Raw genomic sequence first — 17,015 nt, 5'->3', positions numbered from 1 at the left:
ATGGAACAGTTAAACTGGTCACTGTTGGCCATAGTTCGAGAACGGATCATTTAAACATATAGGTTATGTTTTAGTATGGTATTTTAATTTGAGTCTTAAAATAAGCGGAGATTCTCCGGTTACGCTGCTGAATATGGCAAAAGTGGGTGTAAATAAGCGGAGAATTTCCGGTTAAACGGAGCGAAGCAGTCCATTTTCCTGTTTTTTAAATCGATAGGGGGAATTTCTCCGTCTATTTGAGCTATTTTTAGAGTGTTTTTAAAAATAGGGGGAATTTCTCCGCTTATTTTTCAACTCATTCGGGTCCGGAAAGGTGCGCTCTTTTATGGCTGGGCGGAGGAAAAACCTCTCCAGAAAGAATACTTTTTCTCACGTCTTATAAGGATGGCAAGATAGCAGCGATATATGCGAATAGAGCTAACATAAAAAGCTGCGTGCCATAATGGCCCGCAGCTTCCTTTGGTTATAATGATTAAAATGCCCAGTCGCCTTTGCGGAAAACCGGCTCTGACTGACCGTCTTCCTTGATGCCGTCAATATCCATCTCGGCTGAGCCGATCATGAAATCGACATGGGTAAGGCTTTCGTTCAGGCCATTTTCAGCAAGCTCTTCAGAGGACATTTTCTTGCCGCCCTCGATGCAGAATGCATAAGCGCTTCCGATTGCCAGGTGGTTAGAGGCATTTTCATCAAACAATGTGTTGTAGAAAAGCAGATTGGATTGTGAGATTGGCGAGTTGAACGGTACAAGGGCCACTTCTCCAAGATAATGGGAGCCTTCATCTGTCTCAACAAGCTGCTTCAGGATCTCTTCGCCTTCTTCGGCCTTTACGTCCACAATGCGGCCATTTTCAAAGGTAATCGTGAAATTATCAATGATATTGCCGCCATAGCTGAGGGGCTTTGTACTGGAAACATGCCCGTTGACACCGGTCTTAAGCGGAACGGTAAAGACTTCCTCTGTCGGCATATTCGCCATGAACTCATGGCCTTTTTCATTGACGCTGCCTGCCCCGACCCAGAGATGCTTCTCAGGAAGCTCGATGGTCAAATCAGTGCCTGGCGCTGTATAATGCAGCTTTTTAAAGCCTTTGCTGTTCAGATAATCGACTTTTTCATGGAGGGAAGCGTCATGATCCTTCCATGCCTGCACAGGATCTTCAAGGTCTGCGCGCGTTGCTTTAAAAATCGCATCCCAAAGCTTTTCCACACGGCTTTCCTTTGGATCGTCTGCGAATACTTTGTCTGCCCAGCCTTCAGATGGGACAGCGATGACGGTCCAGCTCACCTTATCAGACTGTGCATAGCGGCGGTATTTGCTCAGCGCTTTTCCTGCAGCTTTTTGGAAATTGGCGATCCGCTCGGATTTTACCCCTTTTAGAAGGTCAGGGCTTGCAGATACAATCGACATGAACGCAGCGCCCTTTTCTGCAAGGTCTTCCATTTCCTTGGCGCGGAACTCCGGATACTCTGTAAAAGATTCCTCAGGCGCCAGATCATACTTCAGGCGTGTCACTGTATCATCAGACCAGTTGACCACCACATTGGCTGCTCCTGTTTCATAGGCTTTTTTCACGGCAAGGCGGACAAACTCTGCTGCATCAAGTGCTGCATTGATTACAAGCGTCTGGCCCTCCTGGACGTTAACGCCGACCTTGACTGCCAGCTCGGCATATTTTTCGAGATTTTGCTGGAATTGGCTCATAGTATGTATCTCCTTTTTCAGAATCTTCCTCTACATTTTATCGGTTTCTGCGGGAAAAAGAAACAGTTTGGCCTGATTCCTTTTTTACGGGGAAAAATGCAAGGCTTCTAATACGGACCGGCACTGGGAGCACCGGGATCCATCCCATCAGGCTATTTTAAAAATGAAAAAAGCCGGCTTATCGCCGGACTTAAATCGAGTTTTGTTTGGCAGGATGCTTTTCCTGCTTTTCATATAAGGCAAACATGAGCCAATAAAGAAATGCGCTTATCACTGCCAGTGCTGCCAGTATGGCAAAGGTCCAGTCATAGCCGATCCAGACAGTCAGCGGGATGGAAATGGGAGCGATCGTCTTTCCGACGGTAAAACGGAGGCTGGCCGCTGCAAAATACTGGCCCCTCATATTCTCCGGGGCGATGCGCGACACAAAGCTCTGCTGAAGCCCGACCGCCATCAGCTCTCCTAAAGTAAAGACGGCCATGGCGATGATGAGGCCCCAAATCCATTGCGTCTGCCCGAACATAATGATGCTGGCCGCATAAAAAAGGGAAGAGGTGACAAACACATTCCGCTCTTTGAATTTGGCTGCATATCTAGTGACAGCAACTGTGAATAAAGCCACCAGAAACCCATTTTCCGAAAGCAGGACGCCAAAGGCCTGCTCGCCGTGGACAGTGAACGACCAGCTTCCGATGCTGAAGAGGGACTGGTTCTCGACGGCTTCCTTCGTATAAACAGGGATCAGCAGGTCCAGCTGCATGAATGTCTGGGCGGCAAGGACGCCTGCGATGATGAAAAGCAGGAAGGTCCTGTCCCTGAAAATGATAGAATAATCCTTTACCTGGGCCCCAAGGAAGCTGTACCATTTATCATTTTCCCCCGCAACAGCTGTATTCTCAGGAACCGTTTCGCGCGTCCATTTCGCCAGAATCAGGGCGAGCAGAATGCAGACAATGCCGGCGATCAAAAGGAGCTGTGAGCGGTACTGCACATAAAAGAGAGCCCCAAGGATCGGCCCGACAACCACCGCGATATTGATGGAGGTATAAAAGATCGCAAACACATCGCTGCGGTGCTTTTCCTCGACAACATCGGCCACCATCGCCTGGCTTGCCGGCCAGTAAAAAGCGCCGAAAACTCCGACAAAGGTAAAACAGATAAAGCCGAGCCAATAAGATTCAATGGAAGGGGAGCTGGCAACCGCAAACAGGATGAAGCAAATCCCCTGGCCAAAGGCCGAAAGCACCATCATCATCTTCCTGCCAAAACGGTCCGCGCAATAGCCGCCCATCAGATTCGCCAAAACAGAAAACACCTGCGATAAAATAAGCAGAAGGCCGGCCTTATCCTTGCCGAATGCCTCCGCAAAATAAATCGTTAAAAACGGAAAAAACATCCAAAACGTAATATTCATCAAAGATTCGCCAAACAGGCGCACCTTCAGGTTAAAATCCCAATCTCTGATTCTCATGCTGAAATCCTCACTTCTCTGGTCAATATCGCTATCATACTACCTTTTTGAAAAAAATGACAGGTGCATGAGTGCTGAATTTTCTTTTGAAGAGAGGGTGAAGACATTAATAGACAAAGAACATCATGATGGTTGTAACAGCTCCAACCCAGATGGCGAGGAGGATGCAATAGCCCATAATATGGCGGATATGCAGGCCGACCACGCTCAAAATAGGAAGTGCCCAGAAAGGCTGGATCAGATTAGTCCAGGCATCCCCCCAGCCGACAGCCATTGCCGTGACAGCGGGATCGACCCCGAGCTGGAGGCCTGCCGGAACCTGCAGTGGACCCTGAAGCGCCCATTGCCCTCCGCCTGAAGGAGCAAGAATATTCACAAGGCCAGCTGACCAGTAGGTGAAAATATCAAAGGTATCCTTGCCTGCAATGGAAGCCATCCCGTTAATCATCGACTCGGCAATTCCGGAACTGCCGAGCATGCTAATGATGCCTGCATAAAATGGGAACTGCAGGATAATGGGCGATATCGCCCCCGCAGCATCCTTGAAGGCTGCTGCATAACTGGCAAGGGAACCGTGGAAAAGGAGCCCGAGCGATAGAAAAGCAATATTGATCAGATTCAAGTCAATGTCCCGGCCATTCCAAAATTCATAAACCAGATATCCGAGCCCGATGATTCCAATCAGACTTCCTAATATTCTTGTTTTTTCAAGAGAGGAAGCAGGGGTGCTCTCTTCAGGAGCAATCGTGCTTTTTTCAGTCTTTGTCTCGTCTGCCGGCTTATAAGGAAGAATCCCCTCCTTAGGGGCCATGAAATATATGAAGAGCGGAATCGTTGCCAGCAGCACAAGAAAAATCGCGATGGTGCCAGGATGGAAAATAGTTTCTGACGTCGGGATCACACCGGTCAAGTCTTCAAGAAAGTGGCCCTTCGTCGCTACAGTCAACCCGATAGAGCTGGACAGGCCGGCTGTATACAGGACGGTCGGCGCATAGGCAGCCGCAACAAGCAAAGGAAAATGGGCATTCTGGTTTCGTCTGCCGACTTCCCTCGCCATAATGGCACCTACAACAACCGCCAGCCCCCAGTTCACATAATAAGCAGCCGCAGACACAAGGAAAGTCAGAATATAAGCCTGGCCTGCTGTTTGCGCCTTTGAGGAAAGTGCTGCAAGCAGTCTCTGCACAATAGGCACCGAAGCAAGCGCCATCCCTGTCATGAGCAGCAGAACCATCTGCATCGTAAACGCCAGATACACCCAGAACCCATCTCCGAAAGACTTAACAAGCTCCATCGGCTCCTGCGGCTTCATCAGGAAACCGGCAGCAAAAACAGCTAAAGTCATCAGCACAGCAATGACAAAAGCATCCGGCAAATACCTTTCTACCAGTCTCGAAAATCGGTCTGCCATTTTTGTCAGCATCTCATCACTCCTTCCATAATTAGTAGATGACTATGGACGAAGAGTTGGAAATATTCCGTTTAAAGTGGTGAATGTGGGAAGGAGAGGCGGGGAAGATTACAAAGTTGTATCAGGCAACATTCGATGGTGAAAAGGAGTATGTCAGGCACGGCAAATGGACAAATAGAGGGAAAGTGTCTTTTGAAGGTGCCAGGCACTCTTTAGTACGAATGAATGGCCGTACACACAAAAGCCCTCCGAAGTATTCGGAACCTATTCGGAACCTGTCAGCATATTTGTAACACTCTCGGAACCTCCCTCCGAAAGCTTCGAAGGTGCATGATAATTGTCGCATGAGATGCGCCAAAAGAGCCTGTTCCTGCCAGCAGCCTTCAGCCAATAAAGAAGGACCCCAGCCGCTGCCGGCCGGGGTCCTGCTATCAATCTTCGTCCTTCATAGCCGCTTTCAGCAGATCGCCGAGGCTGGTTCCGAAGGATTCTTCGTTTTTGCTGTATTTCTGCACAAGCTTGCGTTCTTCCCGCTTGTTGACAGCTTTCTTTTTATCCTGCGCCTTCTCTACAACATTGCACGGTCGGCATTGGAAGTAGGTGCCGGCCTTCCCGTTGTGGATTTCCATTTTTTTATGGCACTGCGGGCAGCGTCGGTTGGAAAGCTTCGGGTCTTTGCGCTTCCGGTAGCTGCATTCCATGTCAGAGCAGACGAGCACTTTGCCGTCTTTCGTGTTGCGCTCTTTCAGGAAGGAGCCGCATTCCGGGCATTTTGAGCCGGTCAGATTATGGGCTCTGTACGATTTATCGCTTGTCTTGATTTCGGATACCAGCTGCAGGGTCTGCTGGCGGATCTTTTTCAAAAATTCCTTCGGGCTTGCCTTGCCGCGCGCGATCGCTTCAAGCTCCTGCTCCCATTTGGCTGTCAGTTCAGGTGACTTCAGGTCCTCGTTCACAAGGTCCATCAGCTGCTTGCCCTTGCCTGTAGGGTGGAGGCGTCCGCCGTTCTGGCGTTCAACTGCTTCGGTCGTAAGCAGGCGTTCGATGATTTCTGCCCTTGTTGCCGGTGTTCCAAGACTGTATTTCTCCATTTGGGATAAAATATCGGCCTCGGTATAGCGTGCAGGCGGCTCAGTCAGTTTTTGCTCGGAAGAGACTGATTTTACAGTCAGGGTCTGGCCTTTTGAGAGGGAAGAAAGGTTCAGCTTCATTTCCTTTTCTTCTCCCTTGCCTGTCACCTGCCGGAAGCCTTCTTCGATGACGGCGGTTTCTCTGGTTGAGAATGTTTCGCCGTTCAGATCAAAGGAAGCCTGAATCGTCTCATATTTGTACGGCTCATGGAAAAGGGCCAGGAAGCGGCGGACAATGATGTCGTACAGCTTTTGCTCATCACTGTCCAGGTCGCTCAGATGTAAGCGCTCCTCGGTTGGGATGATGGCATGGTGATCGGTCACCTTTTCATTATTGAACACGCGCTTGGCAAGGACCTTTCCTTTTTTGGCCAGAAGCGGCTTCACTTCATCCCTGTAGCCTGAGGCGATTCCATGGAGGCGGTCCAGCATCGTTGCTTCCATATCCTTTGTCAGGTAGCGGGAATCTGTCCTTGGATAGGTAACGAGCTTGTATTGCTCATATAATCGCTGCAGGACATTGGATGTCTTTTTCGCCGAAAAACCGAAGCGCTTATTGGCATCCCGCTGCAGCTCGGTCAGATCATAAGGAAGCGGCTGCTGCTCGCTTTTTTCCTTGCGGCTTATAGACTGGATCACGGCTTTTGCTGAATCGGTTTTTGCAACGATGGCTTCAGCTGTTTCTTTAGAAAAAGTCCTTTTCTCGCCGTTCTTTTCCCAGTCTGCCTTAAACGGCCCAACCTGGGCGGAAATCGTCCAGTATTCCTTCGGTGTGAAGGATTGGATCAATTTCTCCCTATCCATGATCAGGGCAAGCGTCGGTGTCTGCACACGCCCCGCAGACAGCGGGTCATTATATTTCGTTGTTAAGGCACGTGTCACATTCAAACCGATCAGCCAGTCGGCTTCAGCACGGCATACCGCTGAATCGTATAGGGCGAGGAACTGGTCCCCGGGCTTCAGGCTTTGGAAGCCTTCTTTAATCGCACGGTCTGTGACAGAGGAGATCCACAGGCGCTTGACCGGCTTTTTCCAATAAATTTTTTCAAGAATCCAGCGGGCTACCAGCTCACCTTCACGCCCGGCATCGGTCGCGATGATGATTTCATTGATATCTTTCCGCTTGGAAAGCGTGTCGATGGCCCGGAACTGGTGGCTCGTCTGCTTCATGACCTTAAGGCCCATCCGGTCAGGGATGATCGGCAGGTCTTCCAGATTCCAGTGCTTGAATTTTGTATCATAATTCTCGGGCATTTTCAGTTCAACCAGATGGCCGAGCGCCCAAGTGACAATGTATTTATTTCCTTCTATATAAGATTTATGAGTCTGCGTACAGCCGAGCACACGGGCAATCTCCCGGGCCACACTCGGTTTTTCCGCAAGTACGAGTGATTTCATGTAAAGCTCCTTTCAAATCTGTGCTTCCTCTATAAGTATAACGGAAACGCAGGAAAAATTGTAATGGACAAACAGAATGAGAAGCCGGTAAAAAGGATATAAAGGAAATAACAGTGTGGCACCAAAGGCCCTTATAAAAAAGGGGCAGCAATGTTAAAATAAAGCAGGACAGGTTGTTTTTTTTCATGATTTTTATACTTTATAAAGTAGAACAGGCAAGCTTGTTCTCATTTTTTTAACCCAATAACAGAACATATGTTCTGAATGAGGAGGTGTCAAAATGGAAGGCAGGGAGCCAAATATGGTGATTCGTGAATTTTTGAGGCAGGAAGAGCACCAAAAGCTGTATGAGGATTATCTGGATGATCCCGATGAGAAAAATAAAGACCGGCTTGAAGCAGCCTTTAAAAGGTATTTCAGGCATGTCCGCTTCGTTTCTTATCTAAATAAGACCATCTATTATGAGTCAAAAAAGTTCGACATGGAGGCACGCGAATTGCGCGCCAGGTATCAGCTCACACTGGATGTGCCTGCTGCAGAAGCAGAGAGCGGGGCAGAACCCCTGATACAGCTCCTCGAAGACGAGTCAGCGCTCCGGCCTTTCATCGAAATCCCCTCCGGAAGGCTGGAAGATTACTCTGCCGATCCCCGGCTAGCCAAAATCATCAAATCGCTGACACTTAGGCAGCAGGAAATTCTCTTTTACGCATTTGTCCGCAGCCTCCCTGATGCTGAGACAGCCAGATTGCTCGGCATCAGCCCGCAGGCAGTATCAAAGACCAAAAATAAGGCGATTGAAACCATAAGGAGGAAATACAATGCTTGAACAGCTGAATCTTTTGCAGATCATCGGCAATTTCGGATTCCCCATTGCCATTACCATGTATTTGCTGCACCGCTATGAAAACCGGTTTGAACAGCTGAAAACAAAAATGGAGGACATTTCCCGAGGCATCGCACAGATTGAAAAAGACAAAGGGTGAAATCATGAATTTGTCACAGCAGGAAATAGAGGAAATTATGAAGGCCATCGAGCCTAAAATCAAGAAATCCTTATACCAGACAGGCAAGGAAAACCGGGAAGACCTCGAGCAGGAACTGCGCGAAGCCGTCCTCCGCAAGCTCCGTGATAACAAACTGGAGGAAGTGCCGGGATTTTTTGAAATGATGGAGAGAGGGGAGAGGGGGAAGAGAGGGTGACAGGCACCTATACCGGTTATAGGCCAGTTGCGGCTGGCCTTGTGATTAGCCGTTCAGGACTGCGGGTAAAGGGAAAGACAAACTTTTGCCCCAGTTTTTTTCTTCCCTGCCGCATTGAAGTGGTATAATGTCTGTAATAGCTGCGTGGTGCCAGGCACGGAGTAAATGTGCCTGGCACCCGGCGTACATATTATGTTGCTGGAGTGTGATGAAAGCCTGTGCGATTTACGAAGTCAATCCCCAATCTGGTCACTCTTGGAAACCTGTACTGCGGTTTCCTCTCTATAGGGTTTGCAGCGAACGGCCAATTTAAGAATGCGGCGATCCTCATTCTGATCGGCATGATGCTTGACAGCATGGACGGCAGGCTTGCCCGGATGCTGAAGGCTGACAGCGCGCTTGGAAAAGAGCTCGATTCGCTCGCAGACATCGTCACTTTCGGGGTGGCGCCGTCCTTTTTAGTGTATTATACATATTTCTATCAATTCGACATTCTTGGCCTTGCCGTCGCCGGCCTTTTCCCGCTGTTCGGAGCATTCAGGCTGGCCAGGTTCAATATCAGTTCCCCAAAATCGTCGATGAATTATTTCGTCGGCGTCCCGATCACGGCCGCAGGAGGCATCATGGCGCTCCTCACGCTGTTCGGGGACAAAATCCCGAATATCGTCACGACCGTTATTTTTACAGCACTATGCTTTCTAATGGTCTCAAAAATCAGGATCCCAAGCCTGAAGGAAGTTCCGCTTCCGAAATACGGAACGATAGTCACCATCTTTCTTGGCTGCCTTCTGTATCTGATCTACAAAGGGACATACGGGCAATTTCCCTACCTGATTTATATTGCGGCACCCATGTATATCGCCTATCTGGCCTATATCTTTGTAAAAGGGAAAAATAAAAGGGATATTGAATGAAAAACCGCTGAGAAGCGGTTTTTTTGATTTGGGCAGAGTTCTTTGGGGTGGGGTGGCAGGGTATTGTGGTTAACGGTGTTTGCGGATGAGGGAGATTAACCGATTGAGGTGGGGAATCTGCCGAGTATGCGGTTATTTTAATCAATTGAGCGGATAATCTACCAACTTCGCGATTAATTTCATCAATTGAGCGGATAATCTACCAATTTCGCGATTAATTTCATCAATTGAGCGGATAATCTACCAACTGCATAAAAGGCAGCAGAGTGCCCGGCTTTTCGCCTATTTGCACAGTTTGAGCGCAGCAGCTGCGAGTTAGCGATTTTTCCAGTCTATCTGTGAGGGAGTAGCGCCAGATTGCAGCTATTTTAATCAGATGAGCGGGGAATCTACCGAATTAAGCGATTAATTTACCAATTGAGCCGATAATCTACCAACTTCGCGATTAATTTCATCAATTGAGCGGATAATCTACCAACTGCATAAAAAAGGCAGCAGAGTGCCCAGCTTTTCGCCTATTTGCACAGTTTGAGCGCAGCAGCTGCCAGTTAGCGATTTTTCCAGTCTATCTGTGAGGGTGTAGCGGCCAGATTGCGGCTATTTAAATCAGAAGAGCGTGGAATCTACCGAATTAAGCGATTAATTTACCAATTGAACCGATAATCTACCAACTTCAGCACATAATCTACCATTTCCCATTTTGTCTGCCAATCGACCCCAGAGGAGCGCCCCATTTAAACAGAAGAAATGCTCCCTCTCCAAAGTCCATCCAGCCAGAGCACCAGCGACCAGCTGACAAACCCCGCCCTTCACCCCGCTACCATGCTAATCATCTAACAATCTAATATGTTAAAATATGGTAAAAACCTGTTGACATCATAAAAAATCTATTCATACAATGAAGAATAGAATAAATAAATCATAATGGATGATGCGCAATGAAGAGGAACACACATCAACTTATAACATTTTCGAAAGAGGCTGTATTTCAAACCCTGGTTTGAATGCAGCCTCTTCTTTATTTCGCTAATATGCTGAGGGGGAAAGAGAATGATCGAATTGACAGGAAACACATTAACATTGGAACAGGTAAGGGCAGTTGTATTGGAGAAAGAACAGGCGGCTGCATCCGCCGGAAGCATGGAGCTGGTGGAGCAAAGCCATGAGGCTGTGCGCAGAATTGTAGAAGAAGAAAGGGTCATTTACGGCATTAACACTGGTTTTGGGAAGTTCAGCGATGTGCTGATCAACCAGAAGGATGTAAAGGCGCTCCAGCTGAATCTCATCCGTTCCCACGCATGCGGGGTGGGGGAGCCTTTTCCTGAATCTGTTTCAAGGGCGATGCTGCTGCTCCGGGCAAATGCGCTGTTAAAAGGATATTCAGGTGTGAGGCCGGAGCTGGTTGAAAGGCTGCTCGGGTTCCTGAATGAAGAAATTCACCCTGTCATCCCGCAGCAGGGATCGCTTGGCGCGAGCGGGGATCTTGCTCCATTGTCCCATCTTGCTCTTGCTCTGATTGGTGAGGGGGAGGTTTTTTACAAAGGGAAGAGGCAGCCTTCATCAGAGGCTATCGAGTCTGCAGGACTTGCTCCTTTCCATCTGGAGGCGAAGGAGGGGCTTGCCCTCATTAATGGCACCCAGGCCATGACCAGCATGGGTGCGGTCGCTTATCTCGAAGCGGAGCAGCTGGCATTTCAAAGCGAGATGATTGCGGCCATAACGATGGAAGGCCTGAACGGCATTACGGATGCATTTGATGAAAGAATCCATCTGGCCCGCGGCTATCAGCAGCAGATTGACACGGCAGCAAGGATGAGAGATTATCTGTCCGGAAGCAGATTGACGACCGTTCAGGGGGAGCTCCGTGTCCAGGATGCCTATTCTCTCCGGTGCATTCCCCAGGTTCACGGTGCCAGCTGGCAGGCACTTGATTATGTAAAAGAGAAATTGGAGATTGAGATGAATGCGGCGACCGATAATCCGCTGATTTTTGAAGAGGGGGACTGGGTCATTTCCGGCGGGAATTTTCATGGGCAGCCGATTGCTTTTGCTATGGATTTTATGAAGATTGCTGTGGCGGAGCTGGCCAATATTTCGGAAAGAAGAATCGAGCGGCTCGTCAATCCGCAGCTCAGCGACCTGCCTGCTTTCTTAAGCCCGGAGCCTGGCCTCCAGTCAGGAGCCATGATCATGCAATACAGCGCGGCATCACTTGTTTCGGAAAATAAAACGCTGGCCCATCCGGCAAGTGTTGATTCCATCCCGTCTTCCGCCAATCAGGAAGACCATGTGAGCATGGGAACGATCGGATCCCGGCATGCGTGGCAGATCATCCAGAATGCGACCCGGGTGCTGGCGATTGAGCTGATTTGCGCCCTGCAGGCAGCCGAGTTCCGGGGGGTTGAAAAAATGGCGCCGAAAACAAGAAAGATCTACGAAAAGGCGAGGGAAATCATCCCATCCATTACAAAAGACAGGGTATTCTCAAAGGATATTGAAAAATGTGCGGCCTGGCTGAAGGAAGGAATAATGAAATAAGGGGAGGACTGCCTCCCCTTGTGCTTAATCTTCTTCTTCGACCCGGTTTTTAAAGGCTTCCTGGACGACAATGAATTCTTCATCCTCAATCGCATCCTTAGAGTGCCTTTCCACTAGCGTCCCCTCAGGGAAGTTTCCGGGATGCCCTTTTCGTTTATGATTAAAATGTTCTCCTCGTGACATAAGCAGATCGTCTCCTTTCATAGGTGGAAATAGGTTCTTTCCGTAGCTTTCCCTCCCCGGCCGCCGGATATGTGCCCAAAACTTGTTCAGCTTTTGCAGGAAGTGCATATCTATAATGATATATAGCACATTAGAAAGGAGCGGTGCGTATGCGGGAAGCGTTCCAGGCGGAGGAGCTGGCCAAACAGCCGATGCCTTTTACAGCTTCAAAAGGGGATCCTGCCCCGCTGTTTACAGCTGATGCTGTGATTGACCAGGGAATCCAGAAGGTCAGCCTGCAGGATTTCCAGGGCCAGTGGGTGCTGCTGTTTTTTTACCCCAGCGACTTTACCTTTGTCTGACCGACAGAATTGGCGGCGGTCGCCGCTATTTACCCTTATGTAAAAAACATGAATGTGGAAGTCCTTGCCATCAGCACGGACAGCGTTTATTCCCACAAAGTGTTCAAAGAAACATCGCCTTCCCTGAAGCATGTGACCTTCCCGCTTCTGAGCGACCGGACCCACAGCATCAGCAAGGCCTACCGCGTTCTTGATGAAAATTCAGGAGCATCATTCCGGGCATCTGTGTTCTTGAACCCTGAGCAGATCATCCAGGCAAAACTGATTTATCCCGGTAATATCGGCCGCAATCTCCATGAACATGTCCGCATCCTTCAAGCCCTCCAATATGCAAAACAGACAGGCAAAGGCACACCTGCCAACTGGATGCCGGGCCAGCAGGGAATGATGAGCGATCCGAATATGATTGGGAAAATATAAATACGGCTGCTGGTAATAGGGATGCCGCAGGGAACAGTGGCTGTCCGATAAACAAAAGACCCGCCTTTTATAAAGCGGGTCTTTTTGCTTGATATATAAACTGCGTTTCCTAATCTTTAACCGCAGTTTGCTTGGCATTGACAATCAGCGGATTCAGGCCGGAGCCTGTTCCTTTGACTTGCGTGGCGCCTTCCGTGTTCTGGCCTTCCAGATAGGAAGCGTATTTTCTGTTCCAGAATTTTATGGACAGATAGATGAAGATGCTGGCAATGATAAAGATGGCGACTGTGGCTGGCCAGAAAGCTGGGGAAACAATAGCAGCTTCATAAGCAAGGCCGATTTTTGAAAAGACGATATACGTAAAAGCAACGAGAGAGAGGAGAATGATGGAAACAGGAAGCACGCCCTTCCACGGAACCATATTCACCAGGGCGTCTGCACGGAAATGATAAGCAGAGGCTCTCGGCTTGATTTTACCGATAATAACCATCATCAGGATCTCGACAGCAAACAGGATGGCATAGATATGGATAAAATGGATCGGCACCGTATAGCCAAACAGATGGTCAGTGCCCCATACGAGCATATAATAAGCAATCACATGGAAAATGATAACCACTTTTGGCGCCAATGCCGGGATATATTTCGAGAATATGCCGACGAGTACGATAGCGATGATCGGTATGTTGAAAAATCCGGTGAACCTTCGAATCAGGTCCCAAAGTCCGTCAGATGCGTTCATCAGCATCGGAGAGATGAATAAAGAGACAATGGCGAGAAAAGTCCCGAACCATTTACTGATGCTGATCAGCTTTTCGTCACTCACATTAGGATTGATCCGTGGCTTGTATATATCCAGGGCAAAAAGGGTGGCGGCGCTGTTCAGCAATGAATTGAAGGAGCTGAATACGGCCCCCAGCAGGACCGCAAGGAAAAATCCGGACAGATAGCCGGGCATCACATCTGAAATCAGGGCTGGATAGGCAAGGTCGACTGATTTCAGTGAATTGCCATAAAGATGAAAGGCAATGACGCCGGGAATCATCATGAAAACAGGGACAAGCAGCTTATAAAAGCCTGAAATCATGACACCCTTTTGGCCTTCAGCCAGATTTTTCGCACCTAATGTACGCTGGATAACATACTGATTAGAAGCCCAGTAGAATAGATTGGCAAAAATCATTCCGGTAAAAATGGTGCCGAACGGGACAGAGTCTTCTTTCGTCCCGATGCTGTTCAATTTTTCAGGGTGATCAGTGGCAATGGTTTTCAGACCGCTGAAGAAATTGCCGTCGCCAAGGGCGAAGAAGCCAAGAACCGGAATCAGGATCCCGATGATCAGGAGGCCGATTCCGTTTAACGTATCAGAAACAGCAACAGCCTTCAGTCCGCCGAAGATGGCGTAAATGGCCCCGATGATGCCGATGATCCAAATAACAAGCCAAACAGAAGATTCATATGTAATACCTAAAAGGGACGGCACATCAAACAGCTGCAGCACAGCCAGCGCCCCCGAATAAAGCATGGATGGAATAGTAACAAGAATATAGCCAAGCATGAACAGGATGACGGTATAGCGCCTTACCCCTTCATCAAAGCGCTTGCTTAAGAATTCGGGCAGCGTGGTAAAGTTTCCGCCCAAATACTTTGGCAGCAGATAAACAGCCATGAAGATGATGGCGAAAGCTGCGGTAACTTCCCAGGCCATATTGCTCAAATTGGTGCGGTAGGCCTGTCCATTCAGGCCGATCAGCTGCTCGGCCGACAGATTTGTCAGCAATAGCGATCCGGCGATGAATCCCCCTGTCAGCCCCCTGCCTGCGAGGAAATATCCTGTAGAATCGCTGACTGCCCCTTTCGTTTTCACGTACGAAATCCAGGCAACGATCGCCATAAAAAAGGCACAGGATATTAAAGTAAAAGCAATTCCCCCAGTAAACATAGGTGCACTTCCTTTTCTCTTTTTAGTTCGTTAAATAACCTCAAACAGCCTATTTCAAACCTTTTGCTGAAAAGGAATATAATCCCAGCGGCTTTCAAATAAAGGAGGAGGCCATTATAATAGAGGAAAGGATTGAAAGGAGGCCGCAGATGGACCTTTTTGGAATCATTTCAGAAGAACGGATCAAGAAAGGCTATAAAGAAGGCGAATTTGAAAACCTTCCCGGCTTTGGAAAACCGCTTCCCCATGATGAGCTTTCCCATGTCCCGGACGACCTGCGCATGGCCTACAGAATGATGAAAAATGCAGGCTATACAGAAGAAGACAGCAGCTTGAAACAGGAGATGTCCACCATCGAGGATCTTATAAAAAAATGCGAAGACCCTGCAGAAAAGAAAGATCTTCAGAAGCAGCTGAACCAGAAGCTGCTGCAATTCAACAGCATCATGTCTAAAAGGCGGACAGCTACAAACTCCTCGATATTTAAAAACTATGAAGATAAAATTCATCATAAATTGGCTGATTGAAAGCTCCTTGAAAAAGGAGTTTTTTTCTTTTGGCGGAACTCACCCCATTAACATTTTGAAAGTTCCTGAATTAGTTCTATATACCTATTTTAAAGACTATTATTTTTTAGAAAGTAAAAGAATTGCAGATTAATATTAGGAATTACCTAAATAAATGAGGGTCCCTGTCGAAATAAATAGAAATAGACATTATATTAAGACAGGTGACGTATATGGATAAATCATCATTAATAGGTATAATACTGGCAATCATTGCAGTGGGTGTGGGCATGGTGCTGAAGGGTGTGGGCCCGATTGCTCTGGTAAATCCAGCTGCAATCCTGATCATTATTGTCGGTACCATCGCGGCGGTTACGATTGCTTTCCCATCCAGTGAATTGAAAAAAACACCTAAGCTATTTGGCATATTATTTAAGGAGAAAAAACAGATGGCGCCTGGAGAACTGATTAAAATGTTCTCAGAGTGGGCTCAGCTGGCGAGAAAAGAAGGGCTTCTGGCTCTTGAAGGAAAGATGAATGAAATTGAAGATCCTTTTCTTAAAAATGGGCTGTCGCTGGCGGTAGATGGGCAAAGTGCAGACTACATCAGAGATGTCTTATCGGAAGAAATAGAAGCTATGGAAGAAAGGCATCAATCCGGGGCTGCAATTTTCACACAGGCCGGTACATATGCTCCGACACTAGGTGTTTTGGGCGCTGTGGTAGGACTTATCGCAGCCTTGAATGATATGAGCGACACTGAAAAGCTGGGGCATGCCATCAGTGCAGCATTCGTAGCAACGCTTCTTGGGATTTTCACTGGATATGTGCTCTGGCATCCGTTTGCCAATAAGCTGAAGCGCAAATCAAAACAGGAGTCAAAACTGAAATATATGATGATAGAAGGAGTCCTTTCGATTCTTGAGGGAGAAGCTCCACGCGTCATCGAGCAGAAGCTGGCATCTTACCTGCCTGCAGGAGAGAGGAAGCAGTTTCTCGAAGAAAGCGAAGTGAAGGCAGATGAGTAAGCGGAAGAAAAAGGAGCATCATGAAGAACATGTTGATGAGTCCTGGCTGATTCCTTATGCTGATCTTCTGACACTCCTGCTTGCCCTTTTCATTGTCCTTTTTGCCATGAGCTCAGTGGATGCCCAGAAATTCCAGTCTCTTTCAAAAGCATTCAACGAGGCATTCAATGGCGGGACAGGCTTCTTTGATTTCCCTAGCCCGTTGCCGGATGGCGCCATGCAGTCTGCAGATGAGACCGAGACCGAGAATAAAGAGGAAGTCGAGAAAACTTCCGCTGCTGCCGGCGGCTTTGAAGAGGGCCAGAATGAGATAGAGGTGGACGGAAAAGTCCAGAAGATTACCGATAAGCAGGAGCTCAAGGAAGTCGAAGAGAAGGTGCAGACTTATATCCAGAAAAATGGGCTGACAGACAAGCTTGAGACTTCATTGACAGATGAGGGGCTGCTCGTCACTATCCGCGACAACGTCCTGTTCGCTTCTGGAGTCGCTGAAATAAGGGCAAGCGATTTATCAATTGCTGATGAGATCGGCGAGCTGCTCGTTATGGACCCGCCGCGCCATATCATCATCAGCGGCCATACAGACAACATGCCGATCAAAAACTCCGAGTTTGAATCCAACTGGGAATTAAGCGTCATGAGAGCCGTGAACTTCATGAAAATCCTTCTGCATAACAAAGACCTGGATGCCCGGGCCTTCAGTGCAAAAGGATTTGGCGAATTCCAGCCTGCCGCCTCCAATGATACAAAAGAAGGCCGGGCAAAAAACAGGCGGGTTGAAATTTTAATATTGCCAAGAACATAAGCCGAGCCGGAATGGTTCGGTTT

Annotated in this window: 15 protein-coding genes; 9 read left to right on the top strand and 6 right to left on the bottom strand. The window is 48.2% G+C overall.

From position 1 onward, the window contains the following. Window positions 1-472: 472 nt before the first annotated feature. From ACQCVH_RS19945 to ACQCVH_RS19930, 4 genes are all read right to left on the bottom strand, one after another. Complete coding sequence (locus tag ACQCVH_RS19945) at window positions 473-1,705, bottom strand: aminopeptidase (protein ID WP_101551174.1); 1,233 nt, start codon at window positions 1,703-1,705, stop codon at window positions 473-475. Between the two features lie 190 nt (window positions 1,706-1,895). After that, entirely contained in the window at window positions 1,896-3,176 is a 1,281-nt protein-coding gene (locus tag ACQCVH_RS19940) for an MDR family MFS transporter (protein WP_426837342.1), read from the bottom strand. Window positions 3,177-3,282: 106 nt separating this feature from the next. Next, complete coding sequence (locus ACQCVH_RS19935; protein WP_426837341.1) at window positions 3,283-4,599, bottom strand: short-chain fatty acid transporter; 1,317 nt, start codon at window positions 4,597-4,599, stop codon at window positions 3,283-3,285. Window positions 4,600-5,018: 419 nt separating this feature from the next. Further along, complete coding sequence (locus tag ACQCVH_RS19930; protein ID WP_426837340.1) at window positions 5,019-7,115, bottom strand: DNA topoisomerase III; 2,097 nt, start codon at window positions 7,113-7,115, stop codon at window positions 5,019-5,021. A gap of 280 nt (window positions 7,116-7,395) precedes the next feature. On the opposite strand from ACQCVH_RS19930, the gene ACQCVH_RS19925 reads away from it, so the two are divergent. The 5 genes from ACQCVH_RS19925 (at window position 7,396) to hutH (ending at window position 11,767) form a co-directional block, all read left to right on the top strand. Next, window positions 7,396-7,941: a sigma factor-like helix-turn-helix DNA-binding protein gene (locus tag ACQCVH_RS19925; RefSeq protein WP_426837339.1), complete on the top strand. Its 546-nt coding sequence runs from the start codon at window positions 7,396-7,398 to the stop codon at window positions 7,939-7,941. Then, the gene (locus ACQCVH_RS19920) at window positions 7,934-8,098 is read left to right on the top strand and encodes a YvrJ family protein (RefSeq protein WP_426837338.1); all 165 of its coding nucleotides are present in this window, start codon (window positions 7,934-7,936) and stop codon (window positions 8,096-8,098) included. The genes ACQCVH_RS19925 and ACQCVH_RS19920 overlap by 8 nt, the downstream gene beginning before the upstream one ends. Window positions 8,099-8,102: 4 nt before the next feature. After that, the gene (locus ACQCVH_RS19915) at window positions 8,103-8,315 is read left to right on the top strand and encodes a hypothetical protein (protein ID WP_426837337.1); all 213 of its coding nucleotides are present in this window, start codon (window positions 8,103-8,105) and stop codon (window positions 8,313-8,315) included. Window positions 8,316-8,533: 218 nt separating this feature from the next. Continuing rightward, window positions 8,534-9,229: a CDP-diacylglycerol--serine O-phosphatidyltransferase gene (pssA, locus tag ACQCVH_RS19910; RefSeq protein WP_426837336.1), complete on the top strand. Its 696-nt coding sequence runs from the start codon at window positions 8,534-8,536 to the stop codon at window positions 9,227-9,229. Window positions 9,230-10,279: 1,050 nt separating this feature from the next. Continuing rightward, window positions 10,280-11,767, top strand: coding sequence for a histidine ammonia-lyase (gene hutH / locus ACQCVH_RS19905; protein ID WP_426837335.1), 1,488 nt, complete (start codon window positions 10,280-10,282; stop codon window positions 11,765-11,767). A gap of 24 nt (window positions 11,768-11,791) precedes the next feature. Here hutH and ACQCVH_RS19900 read toward each other — a convergent pair whose 3' ends face one another. Then, window positions 11,792-11,950 carry a hypothetical protein gene (locus ACQCVH_RS19900; protein WP_170939608.1) on the bottom strand — a complete coding sequence of 53 codons (159 nt, stop codon included), beginning with the start codon at window positions 11,948-11,950 and terminating at the stop codon, window positions 11,792-11,794. 191 nt (window positions 11,951-12,141) lie between these two features. Here ACQCVH_RS19900 and ACQCVH_RS19895 point away from each other — a divergent pair, with 191 nt between their 5' ends. Then, window positions 12,142-12,711, top strand: coding sequence for a peroxiredoxin (locus ACQCVH_RS19895; RefSeq protein ID WP_224951416.1), 570 nt, complete (start codon window positions 12,142-12,144; stop codon window positions 12,709-12,711). A 109-nt stretch (window positions 12,712-12,820) separates the two neighbouring features. Here the strand turns inward: ACQCVH_RS19895 and ACQCVH_RS19890 are convergent, their stop codons facing one another. Next, entirely contained in the window at window positions 12,821-14,653 is a 1,833-nt protein-coding gene (locus tag ACQCVH_RS19890; protein ID WP_426837334.1) for a solute:sodium symporter family transporter, read from the bottom strand. 149 nt (window positions 14,654-14,802) lie between these two features. Here ACQCVH_RS19890 and ACQCVH_RS19885 point away from each other — a divergent pair, with 149 nt between their 5' ends. The 3 genes from ACQCVH_RS19885 to motB all read left to right on the top strand — a co-directional run bounded on the left by ACQCVH_RS19885 (window position 14,803) and on the right by motB (window position 16,992). Continuing rightward, window positions 14,803-15,180: a DnaJ family domain-containing protein gene (locus ACQCVH_RS19885; RefSeq protein WP_426837333.1), complete on the top strand. Its 378-nt coding sequence runs from the start codon at window positions 14,803-14,805 to the stop codon at window positions 15,178-15,180. 212 nt (window positions 15,181-15,392) lie between these two features. Then, window positions 15,393-16,187: a flagellar motor stator protein MotA gene (gene motA, locus ACQCVH_RS19880; protein ID WP_426837332.1), complete on the top strand. Its 795-nt coding sequence runs from the start codon at window positions 15,393-15,395 to the stop codon at window positions 16,185-16,187. Further along, window positions 16,180-16,992: a flagellar motor protein MotB gene (motB, locus tag ACQCVH_RS19875; protein WP_426837331.1), complete on the top strand. Its 813-nt coding sequence runs from the start codon at window positions 16,180-16,182 to the stop codon at window positions 16,990-16,992. Before motA ends, motB begins: the two co-directional genes overlap by 8 nt. Window positions 16,993-17,015: the final 23 nt, after the last annotated feature.

Source organism: Bacillus infantis (assembly GCF_050107595.1).
Taxonomy (GTDB): domain Bacteria; phylum Bacillota; class Bacilli; order Bacillales; family Cytobacillaceae; genus Bacillus_AB; species Bacillus_AB infantis_C.
The sequence above is the reverse complement of the archived record's forward strand: the minus strand, read 5'-3'. Positions and strand labels throughout refer to the sequence as shown.